This is a genomic window from Saccharibacillus sp. JS10 (assembly GCF_024436065.1).
Taxonomy (GTDB): Bacteria; Bacillota; Bacilli; order Paenibacillales; family Paenibacillaceae; genus Saccharibacillus.
Genome location: NZ_JANFNS010000002.1, coordinates 350,800 through 368,784 on the forward strand (window position 1 = coordinate 350,800; position 17,985 = coordinate 368,784).

Sequence of the window (17,985 nt, forward strand, 5' to 3'; positions counted from 1 at the left end):
TGGGGTTTGTCAAAGCAGAATTCGATAAAATAAAAGTGAGCAAAATAGAAGAAAAGGCGTAAACGCGAGCTATATCGGGAAAAAGGGCGATTTTACTTTGCCTAGGTTCTTAAATGGGGATTGACGACGAAAAAAGCAAAGAGCTTTTTTGAGAATGGCGTAACGGTGCGGGAGGAAAGAGAGGCTTTGAGCAAAAGCTTCTTTTTAACCGTCAAGAAGTGCAAATTAATTTTTTTGAACAAAGTGAGTAAAAGTTAGCTGTGCGGGAAAAGGATGGGGATAAGCTGTAGAGAAGAGTTGTTTTTGAGCGGTGGATAATGGGGATAGCGGGGATAGATCGGCGACTAAAATTGTGGACGGCGGGGATAATGGGGATAGATGCACAACCTAACAAAAAGCAGCGGATAGACTCCAGCTGCTTTTTCTAAATTCCATATCTGCATATAGACAGTACGATTCGTTTTACTGGAGTTCGATCCTTTTCGCCATTCGCGCATAGCGATGACCGCTTAACTCAATCCTGCCGTCTTCGATATAGCCAAGACGTTCATACAAGGCACGCGCTTTGACGTTATCTTTTTCGACAAGCATCATAGCTTTGGCGTAACCGAGTTCGGCAGCGCGATGTTCGAACGCTTGAATCAGACGCGTGCCGATTCCGCTTCCCCGATAAGCACCACTGACCGCGAGCGAATCCAAGTAATACTCGCCAGATCTGGTTTCGGGAATTAATCCTTCAGTGGGTAAGCCTTGTGCTCGTAGTCGGCGTAGCAAAGGGAGGTCTAACGCTTCGGCTTGTTCACCCGGATAGCTGAGCATAAAGCCTGCGATATTGCCGTCAGCATCTTCGCATACGATCGTGTGCTCGTAACTGAGCCGGCAGCCGGGCAGTCGGAACAATTCTTCCAGTACATCCATCGTATCCGGCATATCCGTAGTCCCCGCGATCGTATGCGCAATATCTCCGATCGCGTCATACATGAGAAGAGATACCGATTGAGCGTCGTCAGGAGTTGCCTTGCGAATCTCAAAATGGGAAGTCATAGTCAAACTCCTTTTTATTCGTTGTATTCGTGATTAATCCGGGTCATGGTTAGGATCGGCAGCTTGGCGTTTTTTCTCTTCGACATGGGTCGGATGACCAAGATAAAAACGGCGCAGCGGCTTAAGGTCTTCACTGAGTTCATAGACCAGCGGAATCCCGGTTGGGATATTCAGATCCAGCAGTTCATGTTCTTCGAGGTCTTCCATAAATTTGATTAAAGCCCGAATCGTATTGCCGTGAGCGGAGATTAGAATATGATGACCGCTTTGCACCAAAGGAGAGACTTCGTCTTCCCAAAATTCGCCGACGCGTTCGATCGTATCTTGCAGACTTTCTCCTGCCGGAAGCTGATCTGCTGGAACATCCGCGTAACGTTCATCATGGCTTGGCAAACGTTTGTCGTCTGCTTCCAAAAGGGGCGGACGTACCGACAGACTGCGACGCCACAAATGGACTTGTTCTTCGCCGTATTTTTCAGCCGTCTCCGGCTTGCTCAGACCTTGAAGCGCTCCGTAATGCCGTTCGTTCAGTTTCCAAGATTTATGTTCAGGAATCCATAGCAGCCCTAGTTCGTCCAGCGCGTAATGCAGCGTTTTGATCGAGCGTTGCAGCACGGAAGCATAGGAAATATCGAATGTATAATCGGATTCGCGTAAAATGCGTCCGGCGTCTTTGGCTTCTTCGATTCCTTTTTCAGTCAGATCGACGTCAGTCCATCCGGTAAACAAGTTTTTTTCATTCCACTCGCTTTGTCCATGTCGAATCATGACTACCCGATACATAGTTCGCATCTCCTTTTGGCAAAAAAATCAGCACCGTGTAAATTTTTTCTTCTATATATAATAAAGCAAAACCGTCAATTTAAACGCAAAAGCAAAAATCCCTCTTCATCAGGCGGTTGCCAGAGAAGAGGGATTGCTGTTCCTGCAAGCTTACGTTCGATTACTTCGCTTCTTTAATCTCCGTGATCGTCATGACTTTGGTCTCGGAATCGAAGTCTTCTTCGGTATACGTGAATTCAACATTCGCATTTTCCGAGATTTTGCCAAGCTGTGTTTGCGCTTCTTCGGACAATTGGTACATAACCGGGTTGCCGCTCACTTCGATCTCAGCTGTGTGACCATCGGCAAGACCGATATACGCACCTCGACCTGTTTTGTCATCTTCAGTTGTTGGTGCAGAAGCCGAAGGCGTAGTGCCTTTATCCGTGCTGTCTGCTGGTTCTTCTGTTTTCGTGTCAGCAGGAGTGCTGTCTGTCGAACCGTTGTCTGTTGTCGCTGGATCGCCTGTTGTTGGATCAAGATCCGTCGTTTCTTGCGCTTCGCCAACTGCCGAATCCGTAGATTCATCCGAGCTGTCTTCTTTGTCGATGTCTACTTCGTTAGTCGGATGCGCGTCGTTATCTTCTCTAGAGATATCGCCGGTCGTTTCGTCCGAAGTATTGGTCGGAGCCTGCTCTTGGATCGGCGAAGCTTCTTGATTGTTCCCACACGCCGCGAGTACGCCCGTTAGCATCAAAGTCAAAGCCAGTACAGATAAAGATTTCATTTTTTTCATGTTGTGAAACACCTCCAAATGGTTATACGCTTAAGGTTCTCAAAAGTTACATAGCCGGCAGTCCGAGTAAAAGAACGACTTGGCGACTGAATGTACGGTGTAGAAAAGTGCCTTAAGAAAGTAAGTCTTAATCTATTGTTACCCAAAAAGGATAGGGGTTGCAAATGTGCGGGGGAGGGATTTGTGTTTTTTGCAGAAAACTTTGAAGAAAAACCAGTATCGGATTACAAGAAAATACAGTATGATTCTCTCAATAATTTGATATTGGAGTGAATAAGGAGGGCACCTACAACATGAAACTCAAACTCTGGACATTCGTGCTGCTCATCGCCATTTTCCTCATTGCGATCGCAGCAAAGCCAGCAGTCTTAGAAGCGCTAGGAATTGGACAAAGTCGACCAACAATTACCGACGCTTCACTTGCCAAGCTCACCGAGCAGCAGATGAACGACAAATACGGCGCAACGTTTCAAGTCCATTCATTAACCGAAACCCAAGTCGGCGCACGGTTTCAAACGGTAATATCGGAGAAAACTCTATCCAATCAGTCTCCACCTTTCTTTTTTCATGCAGCCGCTTTCAAAGTTGCCGATTACTTCCGAATCCAAGACGATTACGAGCTGCAACGATTAGTTCGACCGATCGTGGATGACGTGATGGGAAGCGATATAGAGTTCATCTACGATCTTACCTACGCTTCGCCGAGTTTATTTACGCATATCGACAATATCAATATGGACTGGAACCAATTGCTCAAAAATCGCGAACGCGAACATATCGAACTCGAATTATCCATGTACGCGCCGATGGTATCCCGTTATGACCTAGCGCAAAAATTTACAACATTGAAGAAGCGACTCCAACAAGAGCACCTGAGTTTTGCCGGGCTACATATGTACCGAGTGGACGCAGCGAATTTCGATACGAAGCTGCTCACGATGAAACGTAAAGACTTGGCGAAAGTCATTCGTGAAGTTCATGAGCTTGCCGAGAACAAATCGACAAATGAATCGAATTTGAAAAGCACGCCTTTTACCGGATTTCAATAAACTGAACTTGTCAGAGACTTCGCAATTTCGTTCCATATTGGGTACAATACATAGAAGTGTTTATTAAGCGATTCGTAAGGAAAGGAGTTATTTCATCATGAGCGAAGAACAAAATCAACAAAACCAAGTACGCGAAGCAGCCGATTTGGCGGCGCATTTCGATGTCACGGTAGAGAAGGCGCGAGAACTTCCTTTTGCGGAAGGGCAAACTTTAATATGGGGCGAAGCATTCAAGATGGATAGTTGGTTGATTTTAATGCAGCCAAGCGACAATCCGCAGCAGCCTGAACCTTTTTTCGGTAACGTTGACGGTCAAGGCTGGGCATTTCTGTTCACCGATCCGATGCACGCTCAGGTCTTTGCACGCAACAACCAACTGGTAACACCGGGCGGGCAAGTGCTTATTGCCAAAATGCAGGTTGATCCGATGATTAACTGGTTGGAAGAAATCGAGAAGTCGGGACTGTACGGCGTTCGTTTTAACGAAGGCGAGCAAGGATGGTTCTCTCCGATCTCCAATCTGCGCGATATGCAGCGTTATGTCGAAGAACAGCAATAAGATTGGATTTGGAAAAATCAAAGCGCCTATTCGCGAAAAGAAAGCATACTCGCGAATAGGCGCTTTTTTTGGCGTATACAAACAACAAAATGTTAAAAAGATAACGTCTCGCCGTCAGCCGGAATATGCACCTGTGCCGACAGATTTTCTTTGTTCAACGCTTCAGCCAAGTCTACGCGACGCGTCAAACAATGATTGATCGCTTCCATATGAACCGCAATCACTTGGGTATTCGGTGCGTAACGACATACGTTTACTACATCGCTCGGCGTCATGATAATCGGATCTCCCTCGTTGAACCTAGCGCCGCCCGCGTTCACGACGGTAATATCCGGGTGCTCTTTGTCCAACACCTGAATGACATCGTCGCACCAGATCGTATCGCCCGCTATATATAAAGTCGGTTCACCGTCAGCTTTTAACACAAATCCAGAGACTTGCCCCATCGCTTGACCGATCTTCCCTGTGCCATGTCTACCGGATGTACGGATGATCGTCACTCCTTCATGGATAACGGGTGCATCTATCGCGGTTAGATTCGAAAACCCGCTTTGGTCAATCTTTTCTTCGTCTCCGGGCTGACAAAACAACGGAACATGACCACCCAGCCTTCCGGATCGCAAAGTCTGCTGCCCTGCCGGGTCCCAATGATCCAGATGTAGATGGGTCACTAATACGGCATCCGGCGAAGACCAATGCTCACTAGGCAGCGGTAAAGGAACGAGCGGATTTGGCTGGGGGTTGGGGCTGTTGGAGATCGGAGGGTTAATGCCTTGCGCACTAAGGGCAGGATCGACAAGCCAAGTCAGACCGCCGTATTCTAGCCATAATGTAGCGTTGCGGATCAAGGTGATATTCATTTTTAAAGTCTCCTTTGGCTAAAAAGTTAGATAGGGATAGCACATTCAAGCGTTGCGGCTAGCTGCCGTGATATACTTCTGATTATAAAAAACGAACCATGTCTCCGTACATAAGACCGTGAAAGAATTAGACATCTGACGCTTTCAGCATGAAAAAAGGGGGAGAAAACAGTGAGTATAGAGCGTCGTAATGAAATGCAGCGCAAACAACGGCGACAAGCGGACAATCATGCGGCAGATCGGCAAATTGCAGAAAGTACAGACCGCTATCCTTTATTCCATGCTCCAGCGCTCGACGATATCGATCGAATGATCTTGGCTTTGCTGCTTGAAGACAGTAGGCGAACGCACAAAGAAATCGGCGAACAAGTGCATCTCACGGGGCAAGCGGTGGGAACGAGGGTCAGACGTATGCAAGAAAACGGTGTGATCCATGGATACACGCTTCGCTGGAATCCGGCGCAAGCAGGGGTGGGTACCGAAGCTTTTGTGACGGTATTTCTGGATTCCGGTACGATTCATGCGTCTTTTTTGGCGTTTGCCCAAAAAGACGAACGTGTAGCGGAATTGGATCGGACAAGCGGCGAAGGATGTTATTTGTTAAAAGTTCGTACGGGTTCGCCGCAAGAATTGAACGATTTTTTGCAGGCGTTACTTCGTTACGGCAATTATCGGGTAAATCTGTCGATGGGACGTTTAAAAGGGTAAGGCAGACGTTAGAGGAAAATGAATCGATCATAGCGAAAAGGAAAAGAACGGAGAGGGGCGACATTCATGCCAAGCGCTTTAGAACAAATTCGCAGTTATCTGGCGGGAGAAACGGAAGTAACCGAGATCAGCGATCTACCTGCATGGTTAGAAATCTTGGCTTCTGCGGAAGAATATATCGTCAATTATGAACGGATTGGCTCAATCGGAGAATTGGAGCAACTTAATCCGGTACTGGCTTATGTCGAGCGGAGTCTGGACGTGCTGCAAAGCGAGCGTAATTCCTTTTGGATTCAAGAACTACTTGAAGAAGTACTTGCTTGGAGCGAGACGGCAAAAGGCGGCACGCGCCTAGATCGGATCGGTTGGCAACGCCAAGGCATCAATGTATTTGTACATAATGAAGGTTCGGCAGATTTGTATTTGGCACGTTCTGCGGTTCAAAATCGGGATCGGCGCCGGTTGACGGCTTTGCTGATTCGCACGCATGGTCTGCTCGGTCAATATTTGCGCGGAGAAGTGCCTTTTGCCGCGAATTTGCCGCTGCGAGGTCCTGTCGACGAAGGGCTTCTGACCGAGACGGAGTTGGCGCGTCTGCTTATGGCGCTGAATCGTTGCGTGATCGCGGCGGTATCCGAAGAATTGTGGGAGTCCGTCGCTTCGGATCTGGAAGACTGCGTGCTGCATGTCTCGCTGGGCACGATCCCGGAAGATGACGGGCTATATACGCGTCTTCGCCGACTACGTACCGGTTCGATTCGTCGAGGCGAAGATTTCGATGGCGAGTTGAAGAACGTGAACCAAGCGCTGCAAGAAGCAGGCATTGAAGGCGGCTTGGAACAAGCTTTCGAACGTCTGCGCGATAAAACGTTATGGTATGTCGAAGCGGCACTTAGCGAGTTTTCGCTCGAAGAATTTGTAAAGATGATGCTTCTTGCGCTGCGCGGCGCGGACGAAGGCCCGCAAGCTCGGCATATCAGCTTCGAGCGTCTGATGCACGGCTTGTATTACGACTACAAAGGCGTCAAAAAAATCAATCTGTACAAAAAGCGGATCATCGAAAAGTATTTGCGCGAACTGGATTGGACAGCGGTACAAGAAGGCGGTCGTCATGCGGATAGCCCTCATCTGCATCACCGGGTCATTCGTGAAAAAAGCAACGCCGATACGTGTTTCTTCGGCTTTGTTTTTTCTCCGGCTGCGGAGAAGTTGATCGATTTTTGCGTCGAAGCCGAAAAATCGCCGTTGTACGAACGTGCGGTATTGATGCTGATGGATCTATTTGGGCTGCGGCGCGATGCGTACGACCGTTTCCATAACGAAGACGAATATTTGGAGACGATGAACAGTTCGGCAGACGATAAAAAGATTTTGCTGTCGTATATCTCGGGATCACGCGTGCTGGATATCGGACCTGGCGGCGGCGTATTGCTGGATCTGATCGAACGCGAAATGCCGGGCAAAGAAGTGATCGGAATCGATATTAGCGAAAATGTAGTGGAAGCGCTAGAACGTCGCAGACGCTTGGAAGGACGCAATTGGCGCGTGCTCAAAGGCGATGCGCTCAATTTAACCGAAACGATTGCCCCGGGCAGTATCGATACGGTCGTTTTTTCTTCGATTTTGCATGAACTGTATTCTTATATCCCGTTCAACGGACGAAAGTTTAATCTCGATACGGTGCGCGCCGCGCTGCGAAGTGCTTTCGATCTGATTCCGGTCGGCGGGCGTATTTTGATCCGAGACGGGATTATGACGGAACCTGGTGAACAGCTTCGCAGATTACATTTTACCGATCACAATGCGCTCACCAAGCTGGAGCAATATGCGTCGGATTTTGCCGGTCGCAAGATTCAGTATGACGTGATTGGACCCAACCAAGTCGAAATGCCGGTTAACGACGCGATGGAGTTTTTATACACGTATACATGGGGCGAAGAAGCCTATGTCCATGAGGTGCAGGAGCAATTCGGATATCTGACGCCGTCGCAGTATGAGAAATGTATCGGAGAGTTATTTGGTGAACAGGTCAATATCGTGTTAAGCCGTGCCTTTTTACAAGAAGGATATACGCACGCGCTGCAAAATAAAGTCACGATCACGAACGAAGCCGGAGAAGAAGTATCGCTGCCCGACAGCACATGCTTGATCGTCATCGAAAAAATCTCCGAAAAATAAAGAAGAGTTGCGATGGTATTCGGAACCTTCTGACAGACGTCTTCGTACTAGAAAAAGAAAACCTGCGCGCCAAGCATGGTGATGTTGGAACTTAAGGGGGAAGAAGATGCCGAAATGGGCAAAATTGGTGCTGTATCTGCTGGTTGCCGCGATACTGACCCGACTGATTCCGTTTTCGTCGCTGTTCCGCAATCTTAATACGATGATTCACGAATTCGGTCATGCCGTTGTCGCGCTCGCGACTTCGGGCAAAGTCTCATCGATCGATCTCAACGCGAATCATAGCGGAGCTACGTATGTCATGACGTATTCGACGTGGAGTTCGATCCTCGTGTCGCTTGCCGGATATACGTCTGCTGCTTTGTTTGCGGTACTGCTGTTTTACGGGTATTACAAAAGACAACAAAAACAAGGTCTGATCTTGATGACGGCAATTGCGCTGATTCTGCTTATTTTCTATGTGCATAGCGGATTTGGCGTAGTCTGGTTGATCGGTTTTATTGCGCTAAATGTATTGATGTATTTTGTATGGGAGCCGCTTCGCAATTTTTATTATTTGCTGCTCTGTTTTTTGACTTTGGAAGAGTCGATTACAAGTTCGTTTTATCTGGCTTGGGTGTCGGTCACGTCTCCGCGTGCGGCAGGGGATGCGGCGCTATTGGCGCAAGATACGTATATCCCGGCAATCGGTTGGTCGATCTTATTCATCGCGTTCTCGCTATTGTGTGCGAACTGGTGTATCCGATTATTTACCAAAACGAGAGAAGAACGTTCGGGAGGCCGGAGTGCCGGCAGCGGTTCTCGGCGTTCGAAAATGAGGTTTTAAGCATAAATAGCAAGAAGGAGCTGACTGGAAGATGGCGGATAAAAAAAGCTGGAAAGACCGAATGAGCGAGTATGGACGAGACAAATTAGGAATTGGCGTCGGCGGCAAAGATCCGATTGATGCGGAAACTGTAAGATCGGCAAGTCAACCCATTGATGAAGCCGAATTTCAGTCCCGCGTCAAAGGCTACGGCAAAGAATATTCGGAAGCTTCGTTTTGGGAAAAAGTAAAAAAGTTCGGTAAAAAAGCAGGCGTCAAAGTGGTGTATGCCGCTCTCCTTCTTTTTTATACATTAAAAGATTCGGACGTTCCCCCTTGGGCAAAATCGGTGATCGTCGGCGCTTTGGCGTACTTTATCTCGCCGCTCGATATCATCCCTGATTTTATTCCCGTTGTCGGCTATCTGGACGATTTCAGTACGTTGATCGCAGCCGTCTCGATCGTCGCCAAACATATCGACGACGAAGCGCGCGGCAAAGCAAGAGCGCGACTCGTTGCATGGTTCGGCGAAAGCGCCACGCTCGATCTAGGCGAAATCGAAGCCAAGATCGATACTTCAAAAGATTCTGAGTAATCAACATAAAAAGCACAGCCAACTGATGGCTGTGCTTTTTTATTTACCTGCCCACACAAAAATCGCGGTGCGAAGAGAAGCAGCAGCGAAGGGAGAAATTCAGTGAAAGACGCCTTTAAACTCGGAAAGCTACTTCCTGAAATCTCTTCCCGCTTTCCGAGTGAAACAGCGGCTTGAACGAATTTCTCCCGCAGCGTCTCCTTATCTCAATCTTACGCTCGATCTGAGACCGCTTCGATCCCAAGCGCAAGCGATCCTACGAGCCCGGCGTTATCGCCAAGCCCCGGCGACACAATATACTCGCTCATATTCTCTAGCACCGACGAAGCCACATAGCCGTTCAAGTTTTTCGAGACTTGCTCGCGAATCAACGGGAATAATTGCGTTTGGTGCATAACACCGCCGCCTAGAATAATCTTTTTCGGCGATAGCAGCAAGATCGCGCTTGTGATCGCTTCCGCTAAATAATGGGCTTCGATTTTCCAAGCTGCATGATCTTCGGCAAGACCATCGGCGCTTTGTCCCCAGCGTTTGCCGATTGCCGGGCCTGCTGCCATGCCTTCCAGGCAATCATGGTGATACGGGCAAGTGCCTTCGAAAGTGTCATCGGGATGTCTGCGAACCGGGACATGCCCGCCTTCGGGATGCACCAGACCGTGAACCAATTGACCGCCAGCGTATACGCCGACACCGATTCCGGTACCGACCGTGTAATACAGACAGCTATCCAAGTCTTGAGCCGCGCCGAACCTTGCTTCACCGAAAGCTGCCGCGTTGACGTCTGTATCGAATCCGACCGGAACATCCAGTTCCTTTTTCAAATGTCCGAGCAGGTCGTAGTTCGCCCAACCCGGCTTAGGTGTGGTCGTCACATGCCCATAAGTCTTGCTGTTGATATCCAGATCCAATGGACCGAACGAGCCGACGCCAAGCGCTTCGATATTTTTGTCTTTGAAATAATCGACTGCTTTTTGCGTCGTGGCTTGCGCTTCTTCTGTAGGAAAACTGATTCGATCCAAAATTTCTCCATGTTCGTTGCCGATGCCGCACACGAATTTGGTGCCGCCTGCTTCGATTGCTCCGATAATCATTCTGATCGTCCTCTCTGCCTAGATTGAAACTCATTATATCATATGCAACTATACGCTTTTTAATAAAGAATTGAATTTATATTGACAAGTATACTTGGCAGGAATTATGATTCATCTATGACAAGTACACTTGGCAATATCGAAGGAGAAGAGTGGAATGAACAAAGACGAAATATTAGCAAAAAGTCGCAAAGAACATAAAAATCGAGATCTCGTCAAACAAGACATTCAGATTCGAGCGGGTCATATCGGATCGCTGACTGCAATAGGTCTTGCAACGGTCTTTTTCGTACTTCAAGCTGTACTCGGCGGAGGTCTGAATTTTGGGTTTTACGCGCTTCTTTTTGCAATCAGTGGAACCAGCTGGATTATCCTCGCTTGGAAATTGAGACAGAAAAAAGATATTGTATTTGCGGTTTTGTTTTCGCTGGCAGGGATAGGATTTTCGATCATTTATATCTATCAGCTAATTTCGGAGTACATGGGGTGAGGTCATGGAAAGCGAATTAATTCTTAGAAATCGATTGAAAGAAGCTCGAACCCAGCAAAAGCTTTCTCAAGCTGAACTTGCGAAAATAGTAGGGGTATCCCGCAATACGATTAGCTCAATCGAAACAGGGCAATTCAATCCTACTGCGAAGCTAGCTCTGATCTTATGTATCGCGCTTGATTTAAAATTCGAAGATTTATTTTTTTTCGATTAAGGAATCAACCTAATTTACAGCTGCTCGATCAGCGTAAGGAGAACCGATCATGGATATTTCAGGGATTTTGGAAAGTGTCAGAGACGCAAATGTATGGATACAGATGGGCGCTGTATTTTTGCTTTCGCTGGTGCCTTTTTTGGAAGGGTATATCGCGGCGGCTGTTGGGATTGCCATCGGATTCCCGGCTATTGCAACCATTTTGGCAGCGACGCTCGGGAACTGGGTTTCCGTCATGGCTGTCGTTGTACTCTATGATAAAATCGGCAAATATCGCGAAGGTAAAGCTTCCAAAAAATCGTCGACGAAACGGATGGAAAAAGCACGCGCGTTGTTCAGCAAATATGGAGTGCCAGGCGTTGCATTGATTGGCCCGCTCGCATTCGGTCATCATCTGGGTGCCTTGATTTCATTACTGTCGGGAGCGCCAAAACGGTACGTAACCTTATGGATGACAATCGGGATTATCGTATGGACAGTGGGAGCGGGCGTACTGGTCTTGCTTGGCGTTAATGTCGCAGGTAACTTCTAACCTCAATACTTCTCGAAAACCAAGCAGAGCTTCCAAGTCGAAGTGCTGCTTTTTTTGTTTTTAAATTTGGCAATGTGGAGTTTGACCTATCTTGGATGAGTGCGTTGTGCTATTTTAAACAAGAATATTGAAAGCGTAATCTTGAAAGGGGACATATACCATGAACCATCGGAATCATCACGCCTCGACGACAGATTTAAACGGAAGTTGGAGAATCAAAGATTTTACGCCGGGGGAACCTTCTTCGCAAGAACAAGCGGCTCCCGGTCTGGATGATCGGTATTGGATGAGTGGTCAAGTGCCTGGCGACGTGCATCATACGCTAACAGAGCGGCGGGTGATCGATCCTCCGTATTTTGGACATAACGATCTAAAAAGCCGCTGGGTCGAAGAACGGGAATGGTGGTATCGCAAAGGCTTTGAATATCAGGAAGAATTGGTTTCTGAAAAGACCGAGCGATCCGAGCTGATATTCGATGGGCTGGATACATTCGCGACTGTGTTTGTAAATGGGCACGAAATCGGTAGAACCGCTAATATGCTGATGTCGCACACTTTCGACGTGACCCGCGTTTTGCGTAAAGGCTGGAATATGATCGCGGTTCGTTTGGATCCCTTGCAGCCGCATCATCGGGATAAAGAACGTTTTGACTGGTCGTCCTATACGAAAGAACGTCCGTGGCTGCGCAAAGCGGCAATGAATTTCGGTTGGGATTGGGGTCCGAGATTGGTGACCGTAGGGATCTGGGGTGGAGTACGTCTGAACCGATACACGCAGGCAGAAATCGAAAACGTATTCGTCGAAACACTCGCAATAGATGAAAAACAAGCAGAGCTTCAATTATCAGCAGAAATTAAGACGTATCGCGGCATATCGGAACTTCCGTTAGCTCTTCAAGTGAAATTGGAAGATGCCGAAGGAAATAGCGTATACGAAGATACGATTCAACCTTTACAACAAGCAAATCTGAATATAAGGAATCGACGACAAACTGGTTTTCATACTTTGTTCGCTCTGAAAAATCCAAAACTTTGGTGGACGCATGATCTAGGTGACCCTTATCGGTATACGTTGACCGCGAAGCTTTATATTGGAGAAGAACAGATCGATACATGGACGCAATCTGTCGGCGTACGCACGATTCAACTACATACCGAAGATGAACAAGGACGCGCCGCTTTTCGGTTTTTCCTTAACGGTCATCCGATGTATATCCGAGGTGCCAACTGGATTCCTGCGGACAATATGATCGGAGCGATTCCAGATTCCCGTTATGAGGAATTGATCGAGTTATCGGCAGAGTCCGGCATGAATATGCTACGCGTCTGGGCAGGCGGTATTTATGAAAAAGAAGTGTTTTATGAACAATGCGATGCTCAAGGAATGTTGGTCTGGCAAGACTTTGCGTTCGCGAACGCGCTATTCCCAGACTTCAATATCGATTTTATGAACAATGTACGCGCCGAAGTGGAATCCAATATAAGGCGCTTGCGCGGACGTGCTTCGCTTGCGATCTGGTGCGGGAATAACGAGATCGATTGGCTCTATGATATGAAAAGTGCGAGTGGCGATATTCGTAGCGATTTTTACGGCGAATTGATCTACCATGAACTGATTCCCGAAGCGCTGGAAGTTCTCGATCCGAATCGTCCGTATTGGCCTTCCTCGCCTTTTGGCGGAAGCGATGCGAATGATCCCGAAGTCGGTGATCGGCATAATTGGCAAGTCTGGCATGGCTCGGTCTATCCGCGTCGGTCGGGAGAAGTGCCGATTTTGGATTATAGTATAGAAGGCGTTACTTTTAAAAACTACAAAAAAGATATGGCGCTGTTCAGTAGTGAATTCGGGATGCACGCGTCTGCGAATCGATATACGCTTGAGAAAAATATGCCGCTTGGCGAATGGTTCTGGGGCAGCGAAGAAATGGCGTACCGCAACAAAGATACAAACCATCGCAAAGGGATTTTGTTGATGGAAGGATATACCGGGCTTCCGCACGATATGCAGCAGTATATGAATTTCTCAATGCTCACGCAAGCGGAAGGTCTACGCTACGGCGTCGAACATTATCGGCGCAATCCTCGAAACGGCGGGAGTCTGATCTGGCAGCTCAACGATAGCTGGCCGGGGACAAGCTGGGCGATTATCGATTATGAATTGTTGCCCAAAGCGGCGTACTATTATGCGAAAAAGTTTTATCATCCATTGTTGTTGTCGCTCGAACACGAACCAGGCGAGCCGCTCAAAGTATGGGCGGTCAACGATGGTCGGGAAGAAGTTCAAGTGAAAGCGATATTGGAAGTCTGGAATTTTGACGGGGAAAAGGTTAGCGAATATGAGTTTGATTCGGAACAAGGAATTCGAGGGTCTGTTCAGCTTGGAGAAGTAGACGAAGCGCAAGCGTTAAAAGGAGAAGACGCGCCGAGCGTATGTGTGCGATTGCGCTGGATCAGCGGAGGCGATCCTCAATTCGAACAAACGTATATGCTGCGCGATCATCGAGACTTGCAATTGAAACCGACTGAGCTGACTTGGGAAGCTCAGATTCAACAACCAAGCGAGAGTGCAACGCCGCTATGCGAGGTGATTGTCGAAGCTTCGTCGTCGCTAGCGCGTATGGTGAAACTCGATTTGCCGCTTGGACGTGTCCGCTTCAGCGACAATTATTTTGATTTATTGCCGGGCGAACGTAAGAAAATCCAGCTTTCGATGCTGGATGGTTCCGAGCTTCCGCTTGCTTTTGTGATGGAGCATCTGCAAGTAAGCGCGATGAATAGTTATTGATAACAAAAAGGCTGAAAAAAAGCCAGCAAAAAGGCGATTCCGCTGCAAACAGCGGAATCGCCTTTTCGGTATACAATCGCGAAGACGAAATTTATTCGTCTTCGTCCGTGTAGACTTCGTCGCGGTAGCCTTGATCGGTCTCGGAATCGATCAAGTTCTTTTGCACGTCGTCCGGAAGCGACGACGGGAACGAACCTTCGCGGAACAATCCGTTGTCTGGATCGGTATCGCGCTCAGTTACGAGATCTTGCGGGACGGTAGAGCGGTCGCCGTCCGAGATCAGAGGTCTTGCCGAATCGTCGGATTCGGCAGCCAGCTCGCGGCGGCCTTCATCGCCGCCCATTCCGTTGAGCAGATCCGTGCCGTGCGGCTCGTCTTGAGCCGGAGCGGCAGGATCGACCGGGCTGTCCGGATGCAGATCATCGGCATCCGGGACATCTTCCAGCATCGGAGAATCCAGATGCGGATCTTCTTCGGTGCGGTTCGGATACGCTTCCGGATCGGTAATGACGAGGTCTGAATCAGCTGCCGCGTGTTCGGGAACCGTCTCTACGTATTCCATCGTCTCGTCGGGAATATTGCGATCTTCGGCATAGCCGGTATCTCGTTCAAGTTCAAAGCGCTCGTGAGCGCGGTCGGATTCATTTCGCGGATCGAAATTCATGATCATCTCTCCTTCGAATCATAGTAGTTGTATACATAGCCTTTACCCGAAAGGATAAGTTCGTAACCTTTTTTGTCACGTTGATCGCGATTTTGGAATGAAAGCGAGGATTCAGCCGCGATTGGAGATAAAGGTACGTTTGAGTACAGCAAGCAGCTTCAAATCCTTTCATATCAGGCTGGATTTGATTAGGCGGCGTAGGAATCGGGTAGGAAACACAAATAAATAGGAGTAAAATTAGTAGGTTAGAAGCAACCAGACATTTGCTGCGCAGCGATTGAGCCGACGAGGGTATCTTGCGCGAAATCTGTAAATGTCGAACCGGTTTTTTAATCGAAAGGAAGGATGGACGGATGGAGTTTTCGTGGAAAAAGAACTTAATTGTGTTATGGGCAGGCGTATTTTTTTGTAGTATGGCGTACTCGATTTCGATTCCTTTTTTGCCGATCTTTATGCACGACGAACTTGGCGTTGGGGATCGATATTTATCCATTTGGGCAGGAGCGGCATTCGGGATTACCTTTTTGTCCAGTGCTTTGATCTCTCCGTTCTGGGGATCGCTTGCCGATAAATATGGACGCAAACCGATGTTGATTCGTTCCGGATACAGTCTAGCCGCTTTGTATCTGATCAACTTTTTTGTACAAGATCCGGTGCAACTGATTGCACTTCGTCTTTTTCAAGGCTTGCTTGCCGGATTTATCCCGGCGGCGATCGCATTGGTCGGAACAAATACACCGGAAGATAAAACCGGTTATGCGCTAGGAATCATGGCGACAGCCGGAGCTTCAGGCAATATCGTCGGGCCGTTAATCGGCGGTCTGGTAAGTTTCACGCTTGGCAACCGGAATGCTTTTTTATTCTCGAGTGCGATCGTATTGATCTCGGCGCTGGTTGCGACCTTTTTGGTACATGAAAAAGAATTCAAACGTCCGAAAGTGCGTTCCCGGGTCAAAGACGATTTGAAGCAAGCGGCAGGAATCCCGATCTTTTTCGCTCTGCTTGGGCTTGTCGCGATGAGTAACTTCTCGGTCATGATTTTAGAGCCGCTGATTACGATCTATGTCAAAGGCATGGGCGTAGATTCGGATCGAACGTCGCTGATTTCGGGGATCGTGTTCTCGGCAGTCGGCGTCGCGACCGTCATTATGGCGCCTCGATGGGGCAAGATCGGCGGGAAGATCGGTTACGGCAAAGTCTTAATGATCGGTCTGATCGGTGGCGGGATCGGCAACTTGCTCCAATTTTTCGTGACCGGTTACGTCGGATTCGGTATTTTGCGTTTCGTATACGGGCTATTTTTCGCAGCGGTATTCCCGGCGGTTAATGCGATGATCGTACAAGTGACGAAGCCTGAATTCCGGGGGCGTGCATTCAGTCTGAATCAGTCGGCTACGCAAATCGGCACAATGGCGGGACCGCTGCTTGGCGGCGTACTTGGCGCTCTTGTATCGATCCATTGGATTTTCGTGATTAACGGTTGTGCATTGTTACTTTGCGCATTTATCGTACATTACAAAAAGATCGATAAGACCGTGCCTTTTCAACGTACCAAGCTTGCCGAGAGCGAATCGAAATAAAGAGGTCGGTCGTAGGTTTATCGGCAGTTGACAATCGCGTAACTTCGTCTTACCATAACCGAAGGCTGTGGTTCATCTCAGTGATACAAATACTGCGTAAGCAGGCTTAAAATACAAGCTTAAAAATAAAAGCTTAAAATAAAGACTCAGGAGGCGTAATGCACGATGACGATACCTAAAGTTTTGACGATTGCCGGTTCGGATACAAGCGGAGGAGCCGGAATTCAAGCCGATCTGAAAACGTTTCAAGAATTGAATGTGTACGGCATGACGGCGCTGACTTGCATCGTAACGATGAATCCGCAACGCTGGAGCCATAATGTGACGCCAATCTCGGCTGAACTGTTAGAAAGCCAACTCGATACCGTTCTGAACGGAATTGGAGTCACTTCGGCAAAAACAGGCATGCTCAGCACGGTCGAAATTATCGACGCGATCGCTCGGAAGATCGAAGAACGTCCGTTGGAATATTTCGTTGTCGATCCGGTTATGGTCTGCAAAGGCGAGAACGAAGTGTTGAACCCGGATACGGCGGAAGCGATTTTGGAAAAGTTAGTGCCAAAAGCGACAGTGGTAACGCCAAACCTGTTCGAAGCTTCGCAGCTGGCAAAAACAGAGCCGATTCGTACCGTTGAAGATATGAAAAACGCGGCCGTGAAAATTCACGAGCTTGGCGCGAAGTATGTCGTGATCAAGGGCGGCGGAAAGCTGCTGCATGAAAAAGCGGTTGATTTGATCTATGATGGCAAAGACTTCGAATTGCTGGAATCCGAGCGAATCGAAACGAATTATATCCACGGCGCAGGCTGCACGTTCTCGGCTGCGATTACTGCGGAACTCGCCAAAGGCGCTGATGTGCATACCGCAGTCAAAAATGCCAAAGCATTCGTAACCAAAGCGATTCGTCACGGTTTCCCGATTAACTCATTTGTCGGACCTACACTCCATGCGGCACACCGCTTGCATCAAGATTAAAAATCAACGTATCGTTTAATGCTTCGCAACAAAAAGACGGATTTCCGGCAATCTTGCCGAAGAAATCCGTCTTTTTGTGCCTGATGGCAATTGAAAGTATCCAACGATTATTGGAACATAGGGAACAAGTAACGAACCAAGAAGTACAAAATGCCGAACGTAATAATGATATATGCAGCGTACTTGATAAATGTTGAAGCAACCATGCTGGAATCCGATTTTTTCTCGATTCTACGTTCTTCAACGTCCACATCCCGATGCGAATTATTCATAATCATACTCCTCCTTTATTAACGAT

General features: G+C 48.0%; 19 protein-coding genes. 12 read left to right on the forward strand and 7 right to left on the reverse strand.

Going from position 1 to position 17,985, the window contains the following annotated elements; translation table 11 throughout:
• Positions 1 to 462: 462 nt before the first annotated feature.
• The 3 genes from NOM90_RS07000 to NOM90_RS07010 all read right to left on the reverse strand — a co-directional run bounded on the left by NOM90_RS07000 (position 463) and on the right by NOM90_RS07010 (position 2,602).
• Positions 463 to 1,044: a GNAT family N-acetyltransferase gene (locus NOM90_RS07000; RefSeq protein ID WP_255940957.1), complete on the reverse strand. Its 582-nt coding sequence runs from the start codon at positions 1,042 to 1,044 to the stop codon at positions 463 to 465.
• Between the two features lie 33 nt (positions 1,045 to 1,077).
• Entirely contained in the window at positions 1,078 to 1,827 is a 750-nt protein-coding gene (gene gpmA / locus NOM90_RS07005; RefSeq protein WP_255940958.1) for a 2,3-diphosphoglycerate-dependent phosphoglycerate mutase, read from the reverse strand.
• A 160-nt stretch (positions 1,828 to 1,987) separates the two neighbouring features.
• Positions 1,988 to 2,602: a hypothetical protein gene (locus NOM90_RS07010; protein WP_255940959.1), complete on the reverse strand. Its 615-nt coding sequence runs from the start codon at positions 2,600 to 2,602 to the stop codon at positions 1,988 to 1,990.
• Between the two features lie 293 nt (positions 2,603 to 2,895).
• Here NOM90_RS07010 and NOM90_RS07015 point away from each other — a divergent pair, with 293 nt between their 5' ends.
• Both NOM90_RS07015 and NOM90_RS07020 read left to right on the forward strand, forming a co-directional pair.
• Positions 2,896 to 3,651, forward strand: a complete 756-nt coding sequence (locus NOM90_RS07015) for a hypothetical protein (RefSeq protein WP_255940960.1) — start codon at positions 2,896 to 2,898, stop codon at positions 3,649 to 3,651.
• Positions 3,652 to 3,748: 97 nt separating this feature from the next.
• Positions 3,749 to 4,210 (forward strand): hypothetical protein, encoded by a 462-nt coding sequence (locus NOM90_RS07020; RefSeq protein ID WP_255940961.1) that lies wholly within the window; start codon positions 3,749 to 3,751, stop codon positions 4,208 to 4,210.
• Between the two features lie 92 nt (positions 4,211 to 4,302).
• On the opposite strand, the gene NOM90_RS07025 is transcribed toward NOM90_RS07020, so the two are convergent.
• The gene (locus tag NOM90_RS07025; protein WP_255940962.1) at positions 4,303 to 5,070 is read right to left on the reverse strand and encodes an MBL fold metallo-hydrolase; all 768 of its coding nucleotides are present in this window, start codon (positions 5,068 to 5,070) and stop codon (positions 4,303 to 4,305) included.
• A 171-nt stretch (positions 5,071 to 5,241) separates the two neighbouring features.
• Between NOM90_RS07025 and NOM90_RS07030 the strand changes: the two genes are divergently transcribed.
• From NOM90_RS07030 to NOM90_RS07045, 4 genes are all read left to right on the forward strand, one after another.
• Positions 5,242 to 5,778, forward strand: coding sequence for an Lrp/AsnC family transcriptional regulator (locus NOM90_RS07030; protein WP_370866580.1), 537 nt, complete (start codon positions 5,242 to 5,244; stop codon positions 5,776 to 5,778).
• A gap of 66 nt (positions 5,779 to 5,844) precedes the next feature.
• Positions 5,845 to 7,956, forward strand: a complete 2,112-nt coding sequence (locus NOM90_RS07035) for a class I SAM-dependent methyltransferase (RefSeq protein WP_255940963.1) — start codon at positions 5,845 to 5,847, stop codon at positions 7,954 to 7,956.
• 106 nt (positions 7,957 to 8,062) lie between these two features.
• Entirely contained in the window at positions 8,063 to 8,782 is a 720-nt protein-coding gene (locus tag NOM90_RS07040) for a M50 family metallopeptidase (protein ID WP_255940964.1), read from the forward strand.
• Positions 8,783 to 8,813: 31 nt separating this feature from the next.
• Positions 8,814 to 9,356 (forward strand): YkvA family protein, encoded by a 543-nt coding sequence (locus tag NOM90_RS07045; protein ID WP_305120945.1) that lies wholly within the window; start codon positions 8,814 to 8,816, stop codon positions 9,354 to 9,356.
• A gap of 212 nt (positions 9,357 to 9,568) precedes the next feature.
• On the opposite strand, the gene NOM90_RS07050 is transcribed toward NOM90_RS07045, so the two are convergent.
• Entirely contained in the window at positions 9,569 to 10,447 is an 879-nt protein-coding gene (locus NOM90_RS07050; protein ID WP_305120946.1) for an ROK family protein, read from the reverse strand.
• A gap of 157 nt (positions 10,448 to 10,604) precedes the next feature.
• Between NOM90_RS07050 and NOM90_RS07055 the strand changes: the two genes are divergently transcribed.
• From NOM90_RS07055 to NOM90_RS07070, 4 genes are all read left to right on the forward strand, one after another.
• A complete protein-coding gene (locus NOM90_RS07055; RefSeq protein ID WP_255940965.1) occupies positions 10,605 to 10,937 on the forward strand; it encodes a DUF6442 family protein in 333 nt (110 codons plus the stop codon).
• 4 nt (positions 10,938 to 10,941) lie between these two features.
• Positions 10,942 to 11,151, forward strand: coding sequence for a helix-turn-helix transcriptional regulator (locus NOM90_RS07060; RefSeq protein WP_255940967.1), 210 nt, complete (start codon positions 10,942 to 10,944; stop codon positions 11,149 to 11,151).
• A 49-nt stretch (positions 11,152 to 11,200) separates the two neighbouring features.
• The gene (locus NOM90_RS07065) at positions 11,201 to 11,683 is read left to right on the forward strand and encodes a small multi-drug export protein (protein ID WP_255940969.1); all 483 of its coding nucleotides are present in this window, start codon (positions 11,201 to 11,203) and stop codon (positions 11,681 to 11,683) included.
• A 160-nt stretch (positions 11,684 to 11,843) separates the two neighbouring features.
• A complete protein-coding gene (locus NOM90_RS07070) occupies positions 11,844 to 14,468 on the forward strand; it encodes a beta-mannosidase (protein ID WP_255940971.1) in 2,625 nt (874 codons plus the stop codon).
• 91 nt (positions 14,469 to 14,559) lie between these two features.
• Here the strand turns inward: NOM90_RS07070 and NOM90_RS07075 are convergent, their stop codons facing one another.
• On the reverse strand, positions 14,560 to 15,132 hold the full coding sequence (locus tag NOM90_RS07075) for a hypothetical protein (RefSeq protein WP_255940974.1): 573 nt from the start codon (positions 15,130 to 15,132) through the stop codon (positions 14,560 to 14,562).
• Positions 15,133 to 15,485: 353 nt separating this feature from the next.
• On the opposite strand from NOM90_RS07075, the gene NOM90_RS07080 reads away from it, so the two are divergent.
• Entirely contained in the window at positions 15,486 to 16,712 is a 1,227-nt protein-coding gene (locus NOM90_RS07080; RefSeq protein ID WP_255940976.1) for an MFS transporter, read from the forward strand.
• 165 nt (positions 16,713 to 16,877) lie between these two features.
• The gene (gene pdxK, locus NOM90_RS07085; protein ID WP_255940978.1) at positions 16,878 to 17,687 is read left to right on the forward strand and encodes a pyridoxine/pyridoxal/pyridoxamine kinase; all 810 of its coding nucleotides are present in this window, start codon (positions 16,878 to 16,880) and stop codon (positions 17,685 to 17,687) included.
• Positions 17,688 to 17,794: 107 nt separating this feature from the next.
• Here pdxK and NOM90_RS07090 read toward each other — a convergent pair whose 3' ends face one another.
• Complete coding sequence (locus NOM90_RS07090) at positions 17,795 to 17,959, reverse strand: hypothetical protein (protein WP_255940980.1); 165 nt, start codon at positions 17,957 to 17,959, stop codon at positions 17,795 to 17,797.
• Between the last annotated feature and the right edge of the window lie 26 nt (positions 17,960 to 17,985).